Raw genomic sequence first — 24,931 nt, 5'->3', positions numbered from 1 at the left:
TCAACATCTCCTTATTTCAAAATCAGCTTTTATCATATCATCTTTTCGGAAAGAAAGAAAATATTACGTTCCTTTTATCCATTATTCTTTTATTTTCTTTGGTTCTTCATAATCGATACCTTTTGTATCTACAGTAACTTGTTTCATTTTTATCTCTTCTACTGGTTTATCATTCTTATCTCTTTTTGAAGAGACTATTTTATCGACGACATCCATGCCTTCTATCACTTTCCCGAACGGGGCGTATTCTCCATCCAAATGAGGGGCGTCTGCAACCATAATGAAAAATTGTGACCCAGCAGAATCAGGCAGTTGAGATCTTGCCATGCTAATTACGCCTCTTTCGTGCTTTAAGTCATTTTCAAACCCATTCTCTGAAAATTCTCCTTTAATCGAATAGCCTGGCCCGCCTGTTCCATTCCCATTGGGATCGCCGCCTTGGATCATAAAATCAGGAATAATCCGATGAAAAATTAATCCATCATAAAAACCTTTATTCACTAATGATACGAAATTATTGACTGTATTAGGGGCTTTATCAGGATAAAGTTCTAATGTAATGGTCGAATTATCTTCCATCGTAATCGTTACAATAGGATAGTCGTCTGGTGAAATCACTTTTGCTTGTGTTGTATTTTCTTCTTTTGATGGCTCACTTTTCGTTGTGCCACAGCCTGACAGTAGTAAAAGAAGGACTAAACTCAAGAAAAATACTATACCACCTCTTTGTTTTCTACTCAAATAACATCATCTCCTCTGTATGGATTCTTTCCTATTTTAACGAAAACGTTTTTATTTGTACAATGAATAACTGATAATAGCTAAAGAAAGAGCATTATCCCAAATCTTCGGATAATGCTTTTTGTTCATGATATATATTTTAATAGATAACTAGCTAAATAAGGAGAATGTATACGCACTGCTAGTGACGGTGGAGTACTGCCATTCACTAATTCGGACGGCAAACCAAACCAAATAACTTTTTCATCAATAATAATGAAAGGAAACGGTATACCAGGAGCTGAACCTATACTCCCTCTATTAAGAAGCTGTTTCCATTGTTGTTTTAATATCTCGTTCTGTTTTGGAAAAGAGGCTATTATTGTATGGTTGGATCGTTTGATATCTTTTTCTAGTAATTCTACTCTTTGTGCGTGCGTCCAAAATAGCTTGGGATTCTTCTTTTGAATCCACTCGCCAATTTGTTGGTTGGTTACCACTTTATTAAACCTTTCTTGATGGTTGACAAGCTGTCGAATCGTTTTCTTCCTATCTATTTTTGTTTTTATATAATTTCTGTTTGCTATATGAATAAATTTCCCTTTTGCCCTGCTGATCGCCACATTTATTAACCGTTCGCTTTCTTTGCCGGTTAAAAGGATTCCAGGCTTCAAAAATGCCTCTCCTTCTACACTATCAAAGATGATTATATCTCTTTCGCTTCCTTGAAAACGATGGACTGTAGCGATAATAAGCCGTTTTTCTATGATGGCTTCTGGGAAAAATTCTGATGCCATTGCTTCCATTATTTCCGCCTGTGCTCGATATGGAGTAACGTAGCCGATACTCGTTGTTCCTTTTTCATTTAAAGCTTCATTTATAACTTGCAGAGCTAATAATAGATGGATATAATTCATACGTGATTTCGAAGCTCTCTCAAATGTGGCATATGCGCCAAATTGACTCGAATCTAATAAAATATTGGCCTCTCCTTGGAAAGGTAGTTTTTCTGCGATTGCTTTTCTGTTTCTTTCCACCTTCTTATGATCGCCTACCAGAGAATGATATATATATTTATTGGTAAATTGAGAGATGCTTGGATGCATCCTTCTTTGTTCGTTTAATAACAAAAGCTGAGGATGAAGCGATGAACTATGAACCGTTTCGGCAACGCCTGTCGCGTGGAATACGTCTTCTTTTAACCATTTATCTACTAAAGCATGACGGCTAGTTGCGATAGGAGGTAACTGTTTAAAATCTCCACAAATAATGATTCTTTTTGCTAGTGATGCAGAAAAAGCGACTTGTGGAATATATGCCATGCTCGCTTCATCTACTATTACTAAATCGTATTCATCTTCATAAATGGCTGGATCTGTGGCAGCTTTTACTATTGTCGTGCCAACAATTTTTGCTTTTTGTACAAATTGCAGTTCCCTTTTTCTGATTTTTTCCATCACATTTGCTAATTTCTCTTCCATCTCTAATAACTGAGCAGAATCTCTTGTTGTAAACGAATAAGAAAGGTCTTGTTTAAGTTTTAGTTTTTCTTCAAAAAAATACTGTTTTTGCTTGGCAAGATCCATATCCTTTTTATCTAATAAGGAACTTGTTGTAATTTTTTCTTGTTCAAGTGATGCATTATTGCTATTTCCCCCATAGCGAAGGATATCCCCTATTTTAAATCGGTCCTTTTCTTTAATCGTTGTCGTTATTTCCGTGAGTAGAACATCTACAGCCTGGTTACTTTGTGCTAAGAGTAAAATCCTCTTACCTTTCCAATAACGTTGTAGAGCAACTCTAGCTAATGTGTATGTTTTTCCTGTTCCAGGCGGCCCCCACACAAAGGAGACGGGGTTATATTTGCATCTTAAAGAGAGCTCATGAACATGATTTTTCAGTTGCTCACTTGGGTGCTTTGTTTCTTCACTAGGTTGCATTAATTTAACGATTCTACTAAGCTTACGTTTATTTTTTTTAATAGTATCAAAACGGATTTGCAGCTGTTCTAATAGCTCCCAAGGATCATGGGATAAATATGCTTCTGAGACATCCTCACCAATCGCCTTTTCCAAAATAATAAGAAGGCTCTTGCCATCTGCCGATAATACTCTCCCCCTTACAGCCTGACTCCCCCAGTGAATCATTACATTTGATCCAATTGGAACCTTTAGATTGCTGATGCTTTCAAAATAATACGTAAAGTCATTTTCTGTGTTTAGGCGAATTCCATTATATAAAGCAACTTTCGATTGCCCGTATTTTTTTAAATGATTGATCTCGATTTGTAGTGCTTGCTGCCATTGTTTAATGGTAGTGATAATGTTTGTCATTTTCTCCTTTAATTCCTTTTCTAAAAAAGTCGATTTTTCTATTATAGCATTTAAAAGAAAAGAAGAATAGAAACAGGGAAATCCAGTTCTATCCTTCTAGTTCTTTGCTATTCTTCGTTTGCTGTTCTATATATTCATCAATTTTTGCATCTAATCGTTCTAAACTCTTTATTGCCCTTTCCTTCGTTATCGTACGATAGTGATGATGTCCCCCAGGCTCCTCGTCCTTTTCATCAGCTAGTTTAACAATTTTTTGTAAGGGGGTTAAAATCACGGAACCACCAGGAATGAAACTATCTGTATGGAAAAGAACGGCTAAAGCTATTTCTTTTGCTTTAATTGGATTTTCTCCTAAGCGGATTAATAATTTATGTGCTCTTTCCGCCCCTTTTATTGGATGAATGTCATTTTGCCTATATAATTTATAATCCCATTTTCCATCTTTATACCACGTATAGTGTCCCATGTCATGTAAAAATCCGGCTTTAGCTGCATTATCGACATCGACATTTGATTCTTTTGCCATTTCAAAAGCATGATAAGCAACTGCCAGAGCATGAGCTAAACCTGAACGTTTAATATATTTTTGTGCAATATGATGATTATATATATCGAGAAGTTTAACGTCTCTCATCTCCGACACTTCCTTTCTTTATAAACAATCACACTCTATATTGAGAGAGCATTTGATAAACTTTATTTGCTTTATCCTACCCTTATTAAGCCGTTTAAAAAAGTATTTTTCCTATTATATTATATTTTTTGTAAAATGATAATAAAAAACACTTGAAATAGCTAAATGGCTTAGATTATAAGTCGGTTATGAATAATTTTATTGAAATTTTTGTTTTGAATTTTTATAATATTTTGAATGCGTAAAATTTGCTTCTTTTGTAAAAGAGATTTTATAGGTTAGATATTAGCGTATATAGAAAAAAAGATGTGATATCTCGCTAATCACATCTTTTTTCTCGTTTATGCATTTACAGTAGGTAAAATGGAGGCGCCCATTAAGTATTCGTCAACTTTTCTAGCAACTTCTCTGCCTTCGTTAATTGCCCATACGATCAAGCTTTGCCCTCTGCGTGCATCACCAGCCGCAAATACACCTTCCAAATTCGTTGTAAAATCGCCATATACCGCCGCAACTTTACGACTTGTAGTTTCCAGTCCGAAATGTTTTAGTACTGGTTGTTCAGGACCTTCAAAGCCGATCGCAATAAATACTAACTGTGCTGGCCAAACTTTTTCCGTACCAGGAATTTCTTTGAAAATAAACGTTCCATCTGCTTGCTTTATTTTTTCCATGGAAACAGTATGAAGCTCTTTTAGCTTTCCGTCGCTATCTTTTACCATTCTTTTTGTTTGAATTCCATATTGTCTTGGATCTTCACCAAACTTTTGTTCAGCTTCTTCGTAAGCATATTCTAATGTGAATACATTAGGCGCTGCCGGCCACATATTTTCACTTGAACGCATTATCCCAAGCTTTGGATGCTTCCCAAATTGAACTACACTTTTACAGTTCTGACGTAATGCAGTTGCTACACAATCTGCTCCTGTATCGCCGCCGCCGATAACGATGACATCTTTTCCTGCTGCATCGATGAAGTTTTTATCTTGAAAATTGGAATCTAGTAGACTTTTGGTAACACCTGTTAGATAGTCCATTGCAAAATGAACACCCTCTGCATCTCTGCCTTCCATAACTAAATCTCTTTGTTTCTGGGCACCAGTACATAGAATAACAGCATCATACTGTTCTCTTAATTCTGAAGCTGTTATATCTTTCCCTACTTCGGTATTGGTAATAAAATCAATCCCTTCTTGTGTAAGTAGTTTCACTCTTCTTTCCACATCTTTTTTGTCAATTTTCATATTGGGTATCCCATACATTAATAATCCGCCTGGTCTATCTGCACGTTCATACACAGTTACAGAATGGCCTGCTTGATTTAACTGATCTGCACTAGCTAGCCCTGCTGGTCCTGAACCAATAATGGCTACTTTTTTTCCTGTTCTCTTCGCAGGTATCCGCGGTTGGATCCAACCCTGTTCAAATCCCTTATCAATAATAGTGCGTTCAATATTTTTAATCGCAACAGCCGGATCTGAAATCGCTACAGTACAGGAACCTTCGCAAGGAGCTGGACAAGCACTTCCAGTGAATTCTGGGAAATTATTTGTTTTCAATAAACGATCTAATGCCTCTTTCCATCTTCCTCTATAAACTAAATCGTTCCATTCAGGGATTAAGTTATGGATTGGACAGCCGGATGTACTTCCCGCAATTTCCATCCCGATATGACAGAATGGTGTTGCACAGTCCATACATCTCGCCCCTTGTCTTTGTAGTACTTCATCAGAGAAAGGAGCAGAATACTTTTTGAAATCTTTTAGACGGGAAAGCGGATTTCTTTCTTCCGCTTCCTCCCGATTATATTCGATAAATCCAGTTGCTTTTCCCATTCTGTTCTCTCCTTTCTACTGCACTAATACGGTAATTTTATTTGCTTGTTTTTTTTTGTCTTGATTGGAATTATTCGCAAAAGCTTCCATTGCGGCATCTTCTTCTGATAAGCCATTTTCAAGTCCCTTTTGAATATTGGCAATCATTCGCTTATAATCTTTCGGTATAACTTTGACAAACCGTTGAACGAATTTATCCCAATTAACAAGTACCTGTTGACCTGCTAAACTACCTGTTAATTCAATATGCTTTTCAATAAGTTCTTTTATTCTCTCTATTTCTGCTCGTTCTTCTAATTGTTCAAAGATTATCATTTCCTTATTACACATTGCTTTAAATTGCTCTGCATCTTTCGGTAAAACATAGGCAACTCCACCTGACATACCTGCAGCAAAGTTCTTCCCTACTTCCCCTAAAATAACGACTTCTCCTCCAGTCATGTATTCTAAGCCATGATCACCAATACCTTCAACTACAACACTTGCACCACTGTTACGAACTGCAAACCTTTCTCCCGCTTTTCCGTTAATAAACGCTTCGCCGCTTGTCGCACCGTAAAATGCTACGTTTCCGATGATAACATTCTCATTCGCAACAATTGAATTGTCTGCGGGTATCTTTGCCACAATTCTACCTCCAGAGAGTCCCTTGCCAATATAATCATTTGCATCACCTGTTAAATACAGGCTCATGCCTTTGGGAATAAAAGCACCGAAGCTTTGACCTGCTGAACCTGTGAAATGTAAATTGATTGTATTGTCAGGAAGTCCTTCTTCGCCATATAGTTTCGATATTTCGCTACCAACAATTGTACCAGTTACACGATTAGTATTTTGGATACTATAATGCAAATGCAGCGCTTCTTTATTAATAATTGCTTTTTGAACTGCTGGAAGTATTTTTTGAATATCTAAACTTTCATCAATTTTATGATTTTGTGGTGTTTCAAACGTTCTTGGTCCATCGACTTGATATAATAGTTTCGATAAGTTTAAATCTTTTGCTTTCCAATGCGATTGCGCCTGTTCACTTACTTTTAGCACATCTGTTCTTCCAACCATTTCTTCTACTGTGCGGAATCCTAATTGTGCCATTAGTTCACGTACTTCCTCTGCAACAAAACGCATGAAATTGACAATATGATCTGGATCTCCAGCAAATTTATAGCGCAATTCTGGATTTTGGGTGGCGATACCCACTGGACATGTATCCAAATGACAAGCTCGCATCATCACACATCCCATTACAATAAGAGGAGCTGTAGCAAAGCCAAATTCCTCGGCTCCCATAAGAGCTGCAAGTACAACATCTTTTCCTGTCATCAGCTTACCATCTGTTTCTAAAACGACACGATTTCGTAAACCATTTAGCATCAGGGTCTGATGTGCCTCTGCTAAGCCTAATTCCCATGGCAGACCTGTGTGTTTAATACTTGTTTTTGGAGAAGCACCTGTACCTCCATCATATCCACTTACAACTATTACATCAGCAGCCCCCTTTGCAACACCAGCAGCGATGGTACCAATTCCGCCTTTTGAAACTAATTTTACTGAAATTCGTGCATCTCTATTGGCGTTTTTCAGGTCGTGAATGAGTTGTGCTAAATCCTCAATAGAATAAATATCATGATGCGGCGGTGGGGAAATTAATCCAACGCCTGGTGTAGAACCGCGAACTTCGGCAACCCATGGATATACTTTATTCCCTGGCAATTGACCTCCTTCACCCGGCTTTGCTCCTTGAGCCATTTTAATTTGTAATTCTTTCGCGTTTATTAAATAATGGCTCTTAACTCCAAAACGTCCAGAAGCTATCTGCTTAATATTACTTCTTCTGTTATCGCCATTTTCATCTATCATATATCGAGAAGGATCTTCTCCGCCTTCACCACTATTACTGCTGGCACCTAATCTGTTCATGGCAATCGCTAATGTTTCATGTGCTTCTTTACTTAAAGAACCGAAGGACATTGCACCTGTCTTAAATCGTTTTACGATAGATTCTACTGATTCCACTTCCTTAATATCGATAGGCTGTCGTGCTGAATCAAATGCAAATAAATTTCGTAAAAAACTCATGCTTTCTTCATTTGCAGCCTCAGAAAACTGTTTAAATAAGGAATAATCGCCTTTACGGCATGCCCATTGTAAGGTGTGGATTGTTTTCGGATTAAAAGCATGATGTTCTCCGCCTTTTCTCCATTGAAACTCACTTCCAGAATCTAATGTGTCGTCCATCCCATCTTGATAACCTAATTCATGTCTTTTCGTTGCTTCTTCAGCAATAATATCTAAACCAATACCGCCAAGCTGTGAAACAGTTCCAGTAAAATAACGGTCGATAACTTCTTCGCCGATACCGACAGCTTCAAAAATTTGTGCGCCTCGGTAGCTTTGGACAGTAGAAATACCCATTTTAGACATTACTTTTACAACACCTTCTGTAATGACTGTATTATATCTTGCTACTGCTTCTTCATAGGAAAGGGTCAGCACCCCATCTTTGATTGCTTGATTGTAGGTTGCGTATACTAAATAGGGATTAATTGCATCAGCTCCAAAACCTATTAAACTTGCAAAATGATGAACTTCCCTTACTTCACCAGACTCTACGATAATACTTGCTTTCGTCCGCAGACCTTTCTTAATTAAATCCTGATGTAAAGCACTGACAGCTAATAAAACGGGAATCGCTTTTTCTTCTCGTTTCATTGCACGGTCAGAAAGAATAAGTAAGGACACACCTTGTGAAATTGCTTCTTCTGCCTTTTGCACGAGCTGATTTAAACTGCTTTCTAAATCATCTGTAAACAAACTATCTAGTGTTCGTGCTGTAAATTCAGTAAATGTATGAGATCGTAATTGTTCTACATCACTATTTGATAATATTGGTGTTTTCAATTGAATTCTATGACAATTACTTGCATCAGGATGTAACAAATCACCTTCAGCACCTAACCAAGTTAAAGTTGATGTAACCAAATGTTCCCGAATAGCATCAATTGGAGGGTTAGTTACTTGTGCAAATAGTTGTTTAAAATAATTAAATAAAGATTGCGGCTTATTAGACAAGACAGCAAGCGGCGTATCATTTCCCATCGATCCAATCGGGTCTTTGCCCTCCAACACAACTGGAAGCAGATTTTTTTGGACATCTTCATACGTATAGCCAAATGCTTTCTGCCTTGCAAGTAAATCGGGAAAGTCTTCTGCTTTTTCTTCTGCATTCTCCTCTAGTCGAATAACTTCATCTAACCACTCATCATAAGGATGTGCCGAAGCAATAGTATTTTTTAATTCTTCGTCTGAAACAATACGGCCTTCTTCAAGATCAATTAATAGCATTTTCCCAGGACTTAAACGCTCTTTATAGAGAATATTCTCCTCTTCGACTGGAACAACTCCCACTTCTGAAGAAAAAACAATATAATTATCTTTCGTTACATAATATCTTGCTGGACGCAAACCATTACGATCCAATATAGCACCAATTTGTTTACCGTCCGTAAAGGTGATTGCCATTGGGCCATCCCATGGCTCCATTAAGCTACTATGATATTCATAAAAATCTCTTTTCGCCTTTGAAATATGGGGATTCTCAGTCCAAGGCTCTGGGATCATCATCATAGCTGCATGAGCAGGTGTGCGTCCAGATAAGATAAAGAATTCAAGTGCATTATCGAATACAGAAGAATCACTACCATTTGCATCTAATATCGGCAGTACCTTTTGCAAATCCTCTCCAAAAACTTCTGATACAAATTGCTGCTCTCTTGCTTTCATCCAGTTGAAATTTCCTCGTAATGTATTAATTTCTCCGTTATGAATTAAGTAACGGTTTGGATGTGCTCTTTCCCAGCTAGGAAAAGTATTTGTGCTAAAGCGGGAATGAACAATAGCAAATGCGGATACAAATGCCGGATCCTGCACATCTAAATAAAAGCTTTCGACTTGGTCTGATGTGAGAAGTCCTTTATAAACAATGGTGCTAGATGACAAACTTGCGAAATAAAATTCTTTTTCTTCTGCTCTTCCCCAATTTTCAGCAAGTTTACGGATAATATATAATTTTCGCTCAAAAGCTAATTTATCTTTGTTTTCTATGCTTGATTGAATGAATACTTGACGGACAATCGGACAACTTTCTTGTGCGACTTTTCCGATTTTTCTGAAATCTGTTGGTACAGTTCTCCAGCCAATAAGTTCTTGACCCATTTCTTTAATATATTCGTTAATTTTTGCTTCGATTATTTCTCTGTGAGGATCATCTTTGGAAAAAAAGATCATTCCTACCGCGTATTTACCGCTTTCGGGAAGATTGAATTCCTTAAGTTCTTTTCGAAAAAAGGTATCAGGTATTTGAACCATTAATCCAGCTCCGTCTCCTGTTAAAGGATCGCTTCCTTGTCCGCCGCGATGATCCAATTTACAAAGCATACTTAAACCTTTTTTCACAATGTCATGCGTCGCTTCCCCTTTTATATGAGCGTACAGTCCGATTCCACATGCATCATGTTCAAATTCCGGTCTATATAAGCCCTGTGCCTTTTCCATTTGGTTGTACGTCATTTCAACCACCCCTGTCAGATTTTCTAACAAATTTTTTTATTCAGATAATTTAATTATACTATACAAATTCATATGTACAATATATCATTTAGATAGAACTAATCTAAAAAAGAGATTATTATAAAGAAGGTCGGTAAAAATGGAACTTAGACAACTAAAATACTTTATTGAAGTAGCAGAAAGAGAGCATGTCTCAGAGGCTGCTGAACATCTTCATGTTGCCCAATCTGCTGTTAGTCGTCAAATTGCAAATTTAGAGGATGAATTAGGTGTTCAATTATTTGAACGAGAAGGAAGGAATGTCAAACTAACTCCGATTGGAAAGATTTTTTTAACTCACTCCCAATCAATCTTGAAATCAGTCGATCGAGCTGTAGAGCAAGTTAATGCCTATTTGGATCCTGAAAGAGGGTCGATTAAAATCGGCTTTCCAACTAGTCTTGCAAGCCACTTATTGCCGACTGTTATATCAGCATTTAAAGAAAAGCATCCAAATGTGAGGTTTCAATTACGGCAAGGATCTTATTACTTTTTAACCGAAGGCGTAAAAAATAGAGATATAGATTTAGCATTCTTAGGACCTGTACCAACAGATGACTTCTTATTAACAGGCAATATTTTATTTACAGAGAGAATCTTCGCATTATTACCAAGTAATCATATTTTGAGTGAAAGAAAATCACTTCGATTACGAGATCTGCGAAATGACGAATTTGTTTTATTTCCAGAAGGATATATATTACAAAAAATTGCGATTGATGCATGTAAACAAGAAGGTTTTTTACCTAATATAAATGCTGAGGGTGAAGACTTAGATGCAATCAAAGGGTTAGTTTCCGCAGGAATGGGTGTAACTCTTCTTCCAGAGAGTACATTTTATGATACTGTTCCTAAATTTACAGTGAAGGTTCCTATTGAGGATCCAATTATTAGCCGGACAGTTGGTATCATCGTACCAAGTAATCGGGAATTGCCACCCTCTGTACAAACATTTCGCCGATTTATCATCGACTTTTTCACGATTCTAGAAAAATATCAGTAACTAAGAAGCAATAAGGGCCACACCTTTGCAAAAGGTAATGGCTTCTTATTGTTTTGTGAAAACTTTATTTTTTTAATACTTCCTTCACTAAGGAATGAAAAATCGTTAATGCATGATTAATTGGTTCAGGACTGGTCAAATCGACACCGGTTTTCTTCAGAAGTTCAAGAGGATAATCAGAACTTCCACTTTTTAAAAAGTCTAAGTAGTTCTCTGCATCTTCTTTCTTTCCTTCTAAAAGTTTATCGGCAATATTAATTGCAGAAGCAAAGCCAGTCGCATATTTATATACATAAAATGGACGGTAGAAATGCGGAATTCTTGCCCATCCATATTTCACTTGTTCGTCTATTACTAAAGAACTGCCATTGTATGCTTTAAATAGTTCTTCATAGGTTTGATTGAAAAAGTCCAAAGACAGTGGCAATCCTTTTTCCGCTTGTTCATGAACCGCTTTTTCAAACTCACTAAACATAACTTGTGTAAAGAAGGTTCCTTTAAAACTATCAATAAAATGATGTAATAAATGCTCGCGTTTTGTTTCATCATCTTCTATTTTTAACAAATGGCGAATTAATAAGACCTCATTAACAGTAGATGCTACTTCTGCAACAAAAATACTATATCCTGCACTTATTTGCGGCTGATGCTTACTACTAAAATAAGAGTGCATGCCATGTCCGCATTCATGAGCTAAGGTGAATAAACTATCTAAATCATCTCTATGGTTCAGTAAAATATACGGATGAACGCTATATAAGCCTAAATTATAAGCACCTGAACGTTTACCAGGCGTTTCACGTACATCAATGTATCGTTTTTCTTTAAAGGTTTTTAGCACACTTAAATATTCTTCCCCAAGAGGCTTCAGCGCCTCCAGCATAATCTGAAAAGCATCATCATAGCTGATCTCTTCTTTAGCTGCCTCTCCAACTAATGGAACGCTTAAATCATAAGCATGAAGCTCATTAAGCCGCAGTCGTTTCTTACGAAAATTCATATAATCATCCATATAAGGTAAATTTTTTCTCGTCGTACTAATTAAATTATGGTAAACCTCAACAGGTACTTGGTCACCAAATAAGCTTTTTTCTAAGGCAGAAGGATAATTTCGAAGTTTTGCTGTTTTTACATTGTTTTTAACGGCGGCGCTAAAGGTCGCTGCTATTGTGTTTTTAAGACCGATATATGGCTTATAATACGCCAAATAAGCTTCTTTTCTAACATCTCGGTCCTCATCTTCTATTCTTTTTGCGTACATTCCTCTTGTTAATTCAATCTTTTCTCCATTATCTGTTGTTACTTCCCCGAAGGTTATATCTGCATTATTTATCATACCGAACACATTACTAGGAACAGATAGCGATTCTCCCAGTTCAGATAGTACCTCTTCTTTCTCCTTGCTTAATACATGTTTTTTATAGCGGAAAGATTCCAAGAGATCTTTTTCAAAATATGCTAAGCCATCTTCTTCTTGTATGTAAGTTTTCAATTCCTTTTCATCTAAGGATAATAAATATGGCATAAAAAAGGCAGTGGCACTACTATATTTTTGGCCGACTATACGAGCTTTTTCAATAAGACTTTGAGCATGTGTATTCCGCGTGTCTAAGTCTAAAAGAAGCATGGCGTATGCGTAGACTTTTCTATATATATAACTAACTTCCTCTGATAATGTTAGATACGCTAATAATGTTGTTCCATTCGTAATTTTTCCATTGAATTCTGAAAGAGCCGCTATTTTTTCTTTTACCGCATCTAAATCCTTTTCCCACTCAGCCTCTGTTTTGTATATATCAAGTAAATTCCATTTTTCACAATCAGCAACTTCTTCTCTTGTTTTATATGTTTGCATAAACTTCCTCCCATTCTTTCTGTTTCTATTTTACCCTTTTTTATAAAAGTCTTATCATTTCTTTTAAAATAGAAGAGATTTTATGTATATGCAATAATGATACATAGCAGAAGGCTTTTATGTAAAGCAGAAAAGACTAATACGACCCTTTGATCAATCTCTAATTTAGCTTTGCGCTAATTAATAAGCACCATTGGCTTTTTTTTACAGTTTCAACAGCAATGCTAATTTCAGCACACAAAGATTCCGTATGCTAAAATTAGACAATAAAACTACTATTCTTTAAAAAAGCTTGTCAGTATCATCTATATGTGTTATATTTATCAAGCGATGAGCTATATTGAATAAGTCAATAAACGTTATTGCGCTATGTGGAGCGTAGTTTATTGCCTCAATACGTAGGACACATTTTATGTGTCCCTTACACTGCTGATAAACCTATGTTTATCAGCAGTTTTTATATGGTTAAACGATAAGTTGATAGAACGAAAATAGCTATCCTTTTTCAGGAAAAGACCTCGCTGCATCTCTTCTCAGAAATATAGCGAGGTTTTCTCCTCTAGGATAGCGGTTATGATTATATTGTTTATTTTATAGTAGTTATTTTGCAGTTAATTGATTTAATTCTTCTGTTAAACGATAAAATAATTCTTTGTCACCAGCAATTAATGTTTCATCGATTTGTCTTTTTAGTGTAGCTTTTCGAAAGTCATAAAGGGCCTTTTCCAATACCATTTCTGCAAATAAAGAATCCACAACATTTCCTACAGACTGTTTTGGTGCATTTAATAAATATTTTTCCATTTGAATCAACCCCTTGTTCTTTTTTATAGTATAGCAGTAATATTCTGATAATTCAAATACTTTTTCAAGGTAATTTAACCCATTTAAGATGTTTTTGTTTAACCCCTAACTATTAACTTTATTTAGTTACTTCCCACTAAAGAAATTTATAAACATAAAAAGGAACAATTCAAGGTTTTGTTTCGCTATCTTATCATCAATTTGATATTGGCTATTTCTCTATTTTCATGTATTCTGTAAAGAGGTTATGAAAGGGGAAATACAGATGAGCTATAAAATGATCGTATTAGATATGGATGATACTTTATTAACAGATGACCATATTATTTCAGAAGCAACCAAAACTGCTTTAATGCTTGCACAAGAAAAAGGTATAAAAGTAGTTCTCGCTTCTGGAAGACCAACATATGCAATGCTGGACGCGGTAAAAGAATTAAGACTTGCGGAATATGGCAGTTTTATTCTTTCATTCAACGGAGCAAAAATAACTAACTGTCAAACAAACGAAGAATTATTCAGCAGTACACTTTCTCCCGAAACAGTTCATCAGCTATTTGATTTGAGCCAGAGAGAAAACATTTGGATTCATACTTATATGAATAACGAAATTATTACGCAAGAAAATAATCCTTTTACTGAAATCGAAGGAAAACTTACAGGCTTGCCGATAAAAACAGTTGCGGACTTCAAGCAGACCGTTTCGACTCCTGTTGTAAAAGTCTTAATGGTGAAAGAAGAAACTTATCTTAAAGAGGTAGAAGCAAGGCTGCAAAAAGAATTAGCTAATGATTTAAGTGTCATGCGCTCTAAGCCATACTTCCTTGAATTTACTGAATTAGGTGTTACTAAAGGGACAAGCTTAGCGATACTTATTGAAAAACTTGGTATCTCTAGAGAAGAAGTGATTGCAATAGGTGATAGTTATAACGATGTTGCCATGATTGAATTTGCTGGCCTTGGAGTTGCTATGGGAAATGCGCCAGATGATGTGAAGCAGCTTGCAGATTACGTAACTGATACAAATAACAACGATGGTATAGCAAAGGTGATTGATACGTTTATTTTAGAGCCCTTGATTACGAAATCTGTTTAATAATTTATTTTATTCGCATTATAATAATAAAGATAAAGCTTCGATTATAAATCGAAGCTTTATCTCTTTTAAGTTTTCCGTTATTCTTCCTTTAAAAATTTACTGGTTCATTCTTCTTCATCAGGCTCATTAAACACCTTGATTGTTTTAAAAGCTAAATTCACTTTAAAATGAAGATTCCAATTACTACGAAGGATTTCAATCTCATGGTCTTGAACAGAAACACATAAGACAACGTCCCCATCCCAATCCATTAAAACATATTCATTTTGATTAGAGAAAAGTTTATAATCTTTATGTGCTATTAAATTCCATCCAAAATTTAGCGTGTGGCTTTTATTCACCATTAAGATACTCCTTTATTTTCCTCGCAAAAGGAATTATTTCACTTCGACAGCCCATCCAAATGGATCTTCTTGTCTTCCATTTTGAATATCTGTAATTGTATTATATAATTTGGATGCTAACTCCCCTGTTTCTCCATTATTTAAAACGATTTTTTCCTCGTTCCAGAAGAACTCACCAATAGGAGAGATAACAGCAGCTGTTCCTGTACCAAATGCTTCTTCTAATTGCCCATTTTTATGTGCTTCAAAGATTTCAGCAATAGTTATTTTTCTTTCTGTTACAGGAATATTCCAATATTGCAGCAACTCCATAACACTGCTTCTGGTTACCCCTTCTAGTATGCTTCCATTTAATTCAGGGGTATATACCTGACCATTAATTTTAAAGAAAACATTCATAGCTCCAACTTCTTCAATATATTTCTTTTCTACGCCATCTAACCAAAGAACTTGGGAATATCCTCTTTCATTTGCAATTTGTTGTGCTTTTAAGCTTGCTGCATAGTTTCCAGCTGTTTTAGCAGATCCTGTACCACCTGCAACTGCACGAACATATTCATTTTCCACAAAGATTTTAACCGGTTTAACTCCCTCTTTATAATACGAACCAACAGGAGATAAAATGATCATAAATTTATAGCTAATTGATGCAGCAACTCCTAAGAAGGGCTGTGTGGAAATGATAAATGGTCTTATGTATAAAGAAGTACCTTCCCCTTTTGGAATCCACTCTCTATCAATATTAATTAATTGTGTTAAAGCATTTAGGGCAAACTCTTCATCTATTTCTGGAATACAAAGTCTGTCATTTGATTTATTTAAACGCTCCATATTTTTCTTCGGTCTGAATAAAAGCACTTTACCTTCTTCTGTTAAGTATGCCTTCATGCCTTCGAAAACTGCTTGGCCATAGTGGAAAACAACAGAAGCAGGATCTAAAGTAATTGGTTGATAGGGCAAAATTTGAGCATCATGCCATCCTTTGTCTACTGTATAATCCATCATAAACATATGATCTGTAAATACTTTACCAAATACTAATGTAGAAGGATCTGGTTTCGGCTTTTTTTCTTTTGCTAAAGTCACAGTGATTGTTTGATCTGTCACGTTTCCATTCTCCTCATCTTAAATATTATTTCTATTTATTATAACGCAAACTTACTATAGTGAAAGTAATTTTGATAAAAAGATGTGAAATTTTTTCCTAATAATTATTTACAGCACAAAAAAACAACCAATATCTACAAAATTATTTGTAAATTTGATTGCAATGTTTAATTCCAATGTTTTGTGTCTTCTAAAAGTTCATCAATTTCTATGTCGATTAAATTCCATGTAGATATTTCCTGCTCTAAATCGGCTGTGTTTGTTAAAATCTCATCAATGTCGGTTCTAATTAAATGCATAGTGCCTCCTTTAAAACCGTCTTAAATCTGTCTAGAGTGCTTATAAGTAAAATTTTCCAAATAGAAACGGCTATATTCATTATAACAGTTTATAGCGTTAACATATAATAAAGATGCTTTACAAATTGATTACACAGTCTAGACAAACCAATTAGGACGTAATGGCATGGTATAATAATTAAATAGGATAAAAAGTGAAAAACAATCTATCTCAATATACCCAGATAAAATAGTTTTAAACCTAATTTTTTTGGTTATAATTAGAAGACTATTGGAGGTTACTATCAATGATTAGACTATTAAAATGGGTTATTACCATTCTCCTTATATATGGAGCATATAATTTTTATTTTAAAGACAATGGACATAATGCTGAAGAAAGCAAACCTTCTAGTTCCATGGAAAATCGCATAAATCAAGATTCAATCACTTCCTTTTTCCAATCCTTTACTGATGAGTTTGAAAACATAAAATCCTTTTTTAAAGATGCAGAGGATATATTACCTGACTGGAATATTGAAGGAAATACTGAAGATACAGAAGAAATTGATAAACCAGAATTAGTTACACCGCAAGACCATCCTTTTTCGATTCATAATATATCTCTCGGCGATGATAAAAAGTCGGTTGAAAAGTCACTGGGATCACCAAAACGGGAAACAATCAATGAATACGGCATCTCTTGGTATGCCTATCATCAAAATTATCACAATTTTGTTATGGTAGGCTATGATGAACATAATCAAGTAGAAGCCTTATATACCAATCAAGATTTAATTGCTTCAACAAATGGGATTAAAAAAGGAACAAAGAAAGAAGTTGTCTTAAAAACATTAGGAAAACCGTTAACAGAGATAAGAAAAGGACTTGTTTTTTATAAAATGGCAGAGGACAGAGATTACGAAGTATTCAGACTTGATGACTCATATGTAACAGTATTCTTTGATAAACATGAAAATAACAGCGTTACTGCTCTACAAATTGTCAGCTCTTCTTTGGAAGAAAATCGCAAGGATTTTTATGTGGAAGGAAACGAGAACTTAAAAGAAGGCTTTGAATATCAATTATTTGATTTAACCAATGCCAGTCGTGTCAATAACCATTTAAAACCGCTGACTTGGGATGAGGCAGTTCGTGATACAGCTCGAAAACATAGTTTGGATATGGCAGAAAATAATTATTTCAGCCACACTAATCTGGAGGGTGAATCTCCATTTGATCGCATGCTGAACGATGGCATCCGTTACACTATAGCCGGGGAGAATTTGGCTTATGGCCAAAACAGCAGTATATTTGCTCACGAAGGCTTAATGAATTCAATCGGCCATCGGGAAAATATCCTGCAAAAAGATTTCGCCTCACTCGGCGTTGGGGTTGCCTTTAACAATAAATCCCAACCATATTATACCGAAAACTTCGTGACAGAATAAAAAACGAGGCTGGAAAATTGATTCCAGCCTCGTTTTTATGATTAGTAAACTTTATAATTACACAATTAAATTACCAATCATCCAAATTAAGAAAAAACTAATAACTATCGATAAATTAGCAGCAGTTCCAACAAAACGTTGGTTATATTTAAACTCCACACTATACGGTAAAACGCTTGATGCCATTGGCAAGATTAAGCAGATTAAAATGGTATAACGAAACATATCTTCTGCTGGCCATAAAAAATATGCTAGCACGCCTAAAAAAAGACCTGTCCCGTACCGTATTCCGAGTACCCTTCCAATCCCTTTCCAGTGATTCTTTTCAAAAGAAAAGTTCAAATAAATACCGAGAAGCAATAAAGAGAGTGGCATATTCGCCTTCGATATTGTAGATGTCACATCAATTATCTGATGGGGTATCTCGAAACCTACAATACTAATGAAGAAAATAAATACATAGGTCATCAGCGGGATAGACCGTCCCAGCTTCCCTACCACTTGCTTCGCTGAAAGTACGGACCCTTCTTGTGAATAATAGCTACCAATTAAATAACTAATTCCGAAAGTAACAATGGCATTTCCGATATCGAACATACCAAAATATTTTATCCCTTCAGCCCCCCATATACCTTGCACCAAAGGATATGCAAAGATACCAATGTTAAATCCAGGAATCAGCATGCCTAACATGCCTTTTTGCTTATTCGCTTCATTTCGGAAAAGAAATAGTCCAATTATGGAAATAAGAACACCATAGAATAAACCAAGAAATACCAATATTAACAAAGATTTTTCAATTATAACATTATGTAAGGTGGTGATGATTAAACAAGGTAAAGTAATATTGAAAATGATCCTTGCAAGACCTTCGCCATCTTTTTCTTTAATAATATTTCTTTGTTTAAAGAAATATCCAATGCCAATAATAATCACGGAATACAAAAACTGCGTATTAAAATTTTCCATTCTCTAAATTCCCCTACCTAAGCTACAAATTTCCAATGAACCTACTATACTACTTATCCGTATACTTGGAAAGACTAAGATATAGAAAAAAGACTTATTACGTTTGAGAAGATTTAAGATGTAACAAACGTGATAAGTCCTATTTAAATACTATTAGAAGCTATTACTTTCTGTCGCCGATCTATTCATTTCTTCTAATCTACGAATATCTATACGAATAAGCAAGGAAACTGCCAGAGATATAATAAACATACAAGAGAAAACAAGCAATGTTCCTTGATAGCTTCCTGTTGTATCGCGAATCCATGATACAATGCTAGGTCCAGCAACACCTGCAGCAGACCAAGCTGTAAGAATATAACCATGAATTGCCCCTAACTGTTTTGTACCGAATATATCTCCAATATAAGCTGGGATTGACGCGAATCCACCGCCATAGCAAGACATAATAATAAATACAATAATGGAAAAGGCAATATAATGATGTAAATGTGGTAATGCAAAGAATGCTACTACTTGGATAGCAAAAAATAAAGTATATACATTGGGTCTGCCAATATAGTCAGAAATTGCAGCCCAGGCAATTCTTCAAATTCCATTAAATACACCCATAATCCCAACTAGTGTTGCTGCACCTGCAACTGACATGCCGGCCAATTCCTGCCCCATGGGCGAAGCAACAGCAAGAATAGCAATCCCACAAGTAATGTTAATAAATAACATAATCCACAACGCCCAAAATCGTTTCGTTTTTACGGCTTCATTTGCTGTTAATTGTGATAAATCTTTCTTCCCTTTTCCATTTCCAGCTTCAACTGATTGCTGAAAACCTTTTGGCATAAATCCTTTTGGCGGTGCTTCTAAATATTGTGCTGAAACAAATATGATAACAAAATAAACAGCTGCAAGAATATAAAATGTATTAGCTATACCAGCTGTATTAATTAAATAATTCATAACTGGACTGCTGATCATCGCAGCAAAACCGAATCCCATAATCGCTAATCCAGTTGCCAAGCCTCTGCGATCCGGGAACCACTTAACCAATGTTGAAACAGGAGTAATATAACCGACTCCTAATCCAATCCCCCCAAATATTCCATAGGTAATGTAAAGAAGCGGTAAAGATTCGATGCTTATTGCAAAACCAGCACCAGCCATCCCCAAACCGAACATACAAGCGGACAACATACCAGAAGTTCGCGGTCCGTATTTTTCAACAAAATGCCCTAAAAAGGCAGCAGATAATCCTAAAAATAAAATAGCAATACTAAAAGTCCAGGAAATGCTCGTTAATGTCCAATTAAACTGTGACTCAAGCGGCTTTGTAAACACACTCCATGCGTATACAGATCCGATTGAAATATGAATACCGACTGCAGATAAAGCAATAAGCCAACGATTTTTTGTTTTCATTGTAAGACCCCTATTGTGTTTATTTATAAATTATCACTAATTGCATTTTCTAATTAGCTAGAATAGGTGATGGAAAGTGGCGCAACAGCTTTTCTTACCCCTTCTAACGCTAATTCAACCGTTTCATTTGTATGCAATATTACTGCCATTCTTCGCCCCTCTGTCGTCTTTGGTTTTCCAAAAATGCGTATTTGAGTATTTTCAAATGATAACGTTTCTTCTATCCCCTGAATTAAGTAGTCGTTACTTTTTTCAGTTGCTTTTAATGTTTTACTAGCACCTGGGCTATGCAGCTTCACTCCTGTAACTGGATATCCTAGAATGGCTCTAACATGTAAAGCAAATTCAGATAAGTCTTGAGTAATCATTGTTACCATTCCAGTATCATGAGGGCGAGGTGAGACTTCACTAAAATAAACTCCATTTTCTTTTAAAAATAACTCCACACCAAAAATTCCATAACCACCCAGACTATCTGTAATTTTCTTAGCAATCATTTCTGCCTCATTTAATTGCTCAGCAGACATGAAATGCGGCTGCCATGATTCTATATAATCTCCGTCTTTTTGGGTATGTCCAATTGGGGGACAAAAGATTGTGCCATTAACTGAACGAACGGTTAAAAGTGTAATCTCTGATTCAAATGCAATAAACTCTTCTACTATGACTCTTGTTTTCTTCCCTCTTCCTCCATCAACAGCTTCTTTCCAGCAAGATTCTATTCCATCTATGCTTCGGCAAATACTTTGACCTTTCCCAGAAGAGCTCATGACTGGCTTTATTACACACGGAAAGCCTATATTCTGTACAGCATCTTTCAATTCCGAAATGTTATTGGCAAAGGCATATTTTGCTGTCGGTATGTTCAACGTTTCACTTGCTAATCTTCTAATACCTTCGCGATCCATCGTTAAATAGGTGGCCTTAGCAGTTGGAACTACCGAATACCCCTCTTCTTCCAGCTCCACTAGCGCACTAGTAGCAATCGCCTCAATTTCAGGAACAATAAGATCCGGTTTTTCTTTTTCAATTATTGCTTTTAATTGATTACCGTCAATCATATCTATTGTATATGAGCGGTGGGCAGCATGACTAGCTGGTGCATGATCATAACGATCGACTGCGATTGTTTCTAGTCCCAGCCGCTGCGCTTCGATAATCACCTCTTTACCCAATTCTCCTGAACCTAATAACATAATCTTTCTTGCTTGTGAAGTATTTGGTGCTCCTAACACGATTGCCAATCCCCCTAAACAATTAATTATTCCTTTATTCTGCATAATATCGTAAAAAGCTCTTCTATTCAAGTCTTTTTTTCTCTATTTCCGAACGTTTATTAAGTTAGATTATTAATAATTCGTATTTTGTTGTGGTTACGGAAAAATTAATTGTCGATAAGGGAAGGTGCATTTAAGGAAGATGAACGCTGCTTTTTGTGAAAGAGATGATATAAGTGGTTTTCATTCTCCAGATGAACGTCACTTTTTATGGAAAAGATGGCATAAGTGGTTTTCATTCAACAAATGAACACCACTTTTTATGGAAAAGATGGCATAAGTGGTTTTCATTCAACAAATGAACGCCACTTTTTGCGAAAAAGATGGCATAAGTGGTTTTCATTCACAAATGAACGCCACTTTTTATGGAGAAGATGGCATAAGTGGTTTTCATCGGCCAAATAAATACTTTCTATACAAAAGGAAACAAAACAATCCATGATTAGAGGTTTTTCCTCCTCAATCATGGTTAATTACAGACACTGAATTCTCCTGTATTCTCATAAATAAATTGTGAAAGTCTTGCTATCTATTAAGAGTTGAATAAACTATTTCTCCTTTGCAAATAGTTGCTTTCACTTTCCCCCTAAACGTTTTGCCTATATAAGGGCTTATTTTATGCTTATAATACAGATCTTCCTTTTGGAGTGTATAGGTTTCATTTAAATCAACAATAGCTATATCTGCATCACTTCCATTTGTGATACTTCCTTTTTGTGGATAGAGACCGAAACGTTTAGCTGGGTTTGTACTTGTTATTTTTGCGATAATCGGAAGAGAAATTCCTCGTTTCCAATAGCCTTCTTCTAATAAAACAGACAGTGTCGTTTGACAGCCGGCAATCCCACCCCATGCTTCTAATAAATTGCCATTTTTCATGGATGGAAGCGATGGTGAATGATCTGATCCAATCATATCAATTTCCTCTCGTTTGATTGCTTCCCACAAGTCATCTACTTCGTTATCAGAGCGTAGCGGTGGAGCGCATTTTGCGACGGCTCCTAATTCTTCTAAGTCATCGATTGTTAATGATAAATAATGAGGACATGTTTCAACGCTTATGTCCAGCCCCCGCCGCTTTGCGGCAATTATTGGTTCCAATACTTTAGAACTTGTGATGTGAACGATGTGCACCTTACATCTAGTGGCTTCGGCATATGCAATGATCCGCTGAACAGCCTCCACTTCCGAAAAGATAGGTCTTGCATTGGAAAAAGCAAGGCTTATATTAGTCTGTTGATGGATGATTTCCTTGCTTAAAAACTCTGTAATCGTATCACTTTCTGCATGAACGGCTAAGATACTATGTAAAGCTGCGATTTTTTTCATCGCTTGATATAAAGTGCGGTCATCAGCGCTTTGAAAATCTTCTATCCCGCTATTCGACATAAATGCTTTAAAACCAATGACACCACATTTTACTAATTTTTCAATCTCATTATAATTACCAGGAACAATTCCTCCCCATAAACGGTAATCAATAACTGATTTTTTCTTAGCTAGCCTTTCTTTTTGCTGGAAACCATATTCTGTTATTGTAGGTGGATGACTATTAAGAGGCATATCAAAAAATAACGTTCCTCCACCAGCAGCTAAGCTTTTGCTGCCTGATTCAAGCCCTTCCCAGTCACTTCTTCCCGGCTCGTTAAAATGGACATGTGAATCGATAACCCCTGGAAATAGATATAGACCATCCGCATTGTAAGTTTTTGTAGCATTATTTCCATTAATGCCTGAACCAACTATCGCTATTTTTCCATTCTTCACTCCAACATCTGCTTTATAGACTGTTTCCTCATTTACAAGGAATCCATTTTGAATGATTAAATCTAAATCCTCCAAGTCATCAGCTCCCCCGATAGGTTTGATATCCCCAGCCAGATAATAATAAAGGGATATGATAATGCAGTTGGGTTTCATCTGTATAAAAACGAATAGGAATCGTCGTAAAAAATCGGTGTTGTTCTTTTGAATGACCATAATACTCTTGTATATAAAATACTAATTCAAATTCTCCTGTCTCTATTTTTTCTAATAGGATAGTGTCGACTCTGCCGTCTTGATTGGTTATTCCGCTTGCTAAAAAAATTCTTTCTGAATCTTGCAATCTCCAAAGCTCAACTTTGATCCCTTTCCCTGGTTTCCCATTGGATAAATCTAATACATGAGTTGTTATGCCCGTTTTCATAGTCTATGCACCTTGTCCTTCTGTTTCTAATTCGACTATTTCCTCTAATCGGTATTTCGATATGGCAAATATCTCGATTAATGCAGTTTGAAATTCCTCTTCCTTTGTGTGGTTGATGCGTTCTTTCATGGACTGATAAATGGAATCCTTTGTATGCCCTTTAACAGCTAAGATAAACGGAAAGCCGAATTTTTCAGAATAGGCTTTATTTAAGGCTGCAAATTGCATGAATTCTTGCTGCGATAATTGATTCAAGCCAGCACCCTTTTGTTCCTTACTCGAAGAGGAAGTCATTTGTAACTTCGCGCCTAAATCTGGATGTGCTCGGATTAAATCAAGCTGGTCTTCAATTGGTGCTTCTGTTACTGCCTGTACCATTAGTTGATAGAGGGTATTTAAGCTTGGAAAAGGGTGATATTTCCATGTTTTATTGGCAATCCACGGACTATGCTCAAATACCCAGCCGATCTTTTCAATAAATTCCTGTCGATTCATTTGATTAATTTCTGCTATCGTATACATTTATTGATCCCTTCCCTTTTATTAGTTAACAACGCAACAGCTCTTAAAATTCCTTCATATCCTGTACAGCGACAAAGGTTTCCAGATAATGCAGCCAGTACTTCCTCTCTAGAGGGCTGTTCGTTTTCATCTAGTAAACTTTTTAATGCCATTACCATTCCAGGAGTACAGTAACCACACTGTAGTGCGCCTGCCTCTAAAAATGCTTCTTGAATAGGATGAAGGTTTTTCTCTGCTAAGCTTTCGATCGTTAAGATTTCAGCATTTTCCAATTGATATGCCATTACTAAACAGGAATTCACCAGCTTTCCGTTCATAATGACTGAGCAGGCACCACACCTGCCAGCCTCACAAGCTATTTTCGTCCCAGTAAGAGATAAAACATCCCGAAGGATATCAACAAGGCGAAATGTTGGAGGAAGACTTAGCGTTAAAGATTCTCCATTTACCTTAAAAGTGGTTTTTTCCATAATTTTTTTTGTATCCATATG

At 36.0% G+C, this 24,931-nt stretch carries 19 protein-coding genes and 1 pseudogene; 3 read left to right on the top strand and 17 right to left on the bottom strand.

Going from position 1 to position 24,931, the window contains the following annotated elements; all coding sequences use genetic code 11:
- Positions 1-81 precede the first annotated feature (81 nt).
- From NSQ89_RS09465 to gltB, 5 genes are all read right to left on the bottom strand, one after another.
- Positions 82-741: a peptidylprolyl isomerase gene (locus tag NSQ89_RS09465; protein ID WP_047943442.1), complete on the bottom strand. Its 660-nt coding sequence runs from the start codon at positions 739-741 to the stop codon at positions 82-84.
- Between the two features lie 125 nt (positions 742-866).
- A complete protein-coding gene (locus NSQ89_RS09460) occupies positions 867-3,053 on the bottom strand; it encodes an AAA domain-containing protein (RefSeq protein WP_341132535.1) in 2,187 nt (728 codons plus the stop codon).
- 88 nt (positions 3,054-3,141) lie between these two features.
- On the bottom strand, positions 3,142-3,687 hold the full coding sequence (locus NSQ89_RS09455) for an HD domain-containing protein (protein ID WP_341132534.1): 546 nt from the start codon (positions 3,685-3,687) through the stop codon (positions 3,142-3,144).
- Between the two features lie 341 nt (positions 3,688-4,028).
- A complete protein-coding gene (gene gltD, locus NSQ89_RS09450; RefSeq protein ID WP_061798832.1) occupies positions 4,029-5,522 on the bottom strand; it encodes a glutamate synthase small subunit in 1,494 nt (497 codons plus the stop codon).
- Positions 5,523-5,537: 15 nt separating this feature from the next.
- Positions 5,538-10,091, bottom strand: coding sequence for a glutamate synthase large subunit (gene gltB, locus NSQ89_RS09445; protein ID WP_341132533.1), 4,554 nt, complete (start codon positions 10,089-10,091; stop codon positions 5,538-5,540).
- 139 nt (positions 10,092-10,230) lie between these two features.
- Here gltB and NSQ89_RS09440 point away from each other — a divergent pair, with 139 nt between their 5' ends.
- Positions 10,231-11,133: a LysR family transcriptional regulator gene (locus NSQ89_RS09440; protein ID WP_047943437.1), complete on the top strand. Its 903-nt coding sequence runs from the start codon at positions 10,231-10,233 to the stop codon at positions 11,131-11,133.
- A gap of 64 nt (positions 11,134-11,197) precedes the next feature.
- Here the strand turns inward: NSQ89_RS09440 and pepF are convergent, their stop codons facing one another.
- The gene (gene pepF, locus NSQ89_RS09435; RefSeq protein ID WP_047943436.1) at positions 11,198-12,988 is read right to left on the bottom strand and encodes an oligoendopeptidase F; all 1,791 of its coding nucleotides are present in this window, start codon (positions 12,986-12,988) and stop codon (positions 11,198-11,200) included.
- A 600-nt stretch (positions 12,989-13,588) separates the two neighbouring features.
- A complete protein-coding gene (locus NSQ89_RS09430) occupies positions 13,589-13,792 on the bottom strand; it encodes an IDEAL domain-containing protein (protein WP_047943435.1) in 204 nt (67 codons plus the stop codon).
- Between the two features lie 265 nt (positions 13,793-14,057).
- Here NSQ89_RS09430 and NSQ89_RS09425 point away from each other — a divergent pair, with 265 nt between their 5' ends.
- Positions 14,058-14,885 (top strand): Cof-type HAD-IIB family hydrolase, encoded by an 828-nt coding sequence (locus NSQ89_RS09425; RefSeq protein WP_341132532.1) that lies wholly within the window; start codon positions 14,058-14,060, stop codon positions 14,883-14,885.
- 107 nt (positions 14,886-14,992) lie between these two features.
- Here the strand turns inward: NSQ89_RS09425 and NSQ89_RS09420 are convergent, their stop codons facing one another.
- The 3 genes from NSQ89_RS09420 to NSQ89_RS09410 form a co-directional block, all read right to left on the bottom strand.
- On the bottom strand, positions 14,993-15,232 hold the full coding sequence (locus NSQ89_RS09420; protein ID WP_047943433.1) for a hypothetical protein: 240 nt from the start codon (positions 15,230-15,232) through the stop codon (positions 14,993-14,995).
- A gap of 33 nt (positions 15,233-15,265) precedes the next feature.
- Entirely contained in the window at positions 15,266-16,339 is a 1,074-nt protein-coding gene (locus tag NSQ89_RS09415) for a branched-chain amino acid aminotransferase (protein WP_061798841.1), read from the bottom strand.
- Between the two features lie 167 nt (positions 16,340-16,506).
- A complete protein-coding gene (locus NSQ89_RS09410; RefSeq protein ID WP_268874827.1) occupies positions 16,507-16,638 on the bottom strand; it encodes a hypothetical protein in 132 nt (43 codons plus the stop codon).
- 287 nt (positions 16,639-16,925) lie between these two features.
- Here NSQ89_RS09410 and NSQ89_RS09405 point away from each other — a divergent pair, with 287 nt between their 5' ends.
- Positions 16,926-18,068 (top strand): CAP domain-containing protein, encoded by a 1,143-nt coding sequence (locus tag NSQ89_RS09405; RefSeq protein ID WP_341132531.1) that lies wholly within the window; start codon positions 16,926-16,928, stop codon positions 18,066-18,068.
- 57 nt (positions 18,069-18,125) lie between these two features.
- Here NSQ89_RS09405 and NSQ89_RS09400 read toward each other — a convergent pair whose 3' ends face one another.
- The 7 genes and pseudogenes from NSQ89_RS09400 to NSQ89_RS09370 form a co-directional block, all read right to left on the bottom strand.
- Positions 18,126-19,037, bottom strand: a complete 912-nt coding sequence (locus NSQ89_RS09400) for an AEC family transporter (RefSeq protein ID WP_047943430.1) — start codon at positions 19,035-19,037, stop codon at positions 18,126-18,128.
- 153 nt (positions 19,038-19,190) lie between these two features.
- Positions 19,191-20,453, bottom strand: a pseudogene (locus NSQ89_RS09395) (L-lactate MFS transporter).
- Positions 20,454-20,506: 53 nt separating this feature from the next.
- Positions 20,507-21,688 (bottom strand): formate-dependent phosphoribosylglycinamide formyltransferase, encoded by a 1,182-nt coding sequence (gene purT, locus NSQ89_RS09390; protein WP_341133153.1) that lies wholly within the window; start codon positions 21,686-21,688, stop codon positions 20,507-20,509.
- 567 nt (positions 21,689-22,255) lie between these two features.
- Complete coding sequence (locus tag NSQ89_RS09385; protein ID WP_341132530.1) at positions 22,256-23,572, bottom strand: allantoinase; 1,317 nt, start codon at positions 23,570-23,572, stop codon at positions 22,256-22,258.
- Positions 23,573-23,576: 4 nt separating this feature from the next.
- Positions 23,577-23,918 carry a hydroxyisourate hydrolase gene (gene uraH, locus NSQ89_RS09380; protein WP_144580100.1) on the bottom strand — a complete coding sequence of 114 codons (342 nt, stop codon included), beginning with the start codon at positions 23,916-23,918 and terminating at the stop codon, positions 23,577-23,579.
- 3 nt (positions 23,919-23,921) lie between these two features.
- Positions 23,922-24,440: a 2-oxo-4-hydroxy-4-carboxy-5-ureidoimidazoline decarboxylase gene (gene uraD / locus NSQ89_RS09375; RefSeq protein WP_047943425.1), complete on the bottom strand. Its 519-nt coding sequence runs from the start codon at positions 24,438-24,440 to the stop codon at positions 23,922-23,924.
- On the bottom strand, positions 24,428-24,928 hold the full coding sequence (locus NSQ89_RS09370) for a (2Fe-2S)-binding protein (protein ID WP_341132529.1): 501 nt from the start codon (positions 24,926-24,928) through the stop codon (positions 24,428-24,430). The genes uraD and NSQ89_RS09370 overlap by 13 nt, the downstream gene beginning before the upstream one ends.
- Positions 24,929-24,931 lie beyond the last annotated feature (3 nt).

The sequence above is a fragment of the Niallia sp. FSL R7-0648 genome (assembly GCF_038007005.1).
Lineage (GTDB): Bacteria > Bacillota > Bacilli > Bacillales > Cytobacillaceae > Niallia > Niallia circulans.
The sequence above is the reverse complement of the archived record's forward strand: the minus strand, read 5'-3'. Positions and strand labels throughout refer to the sequence as shown.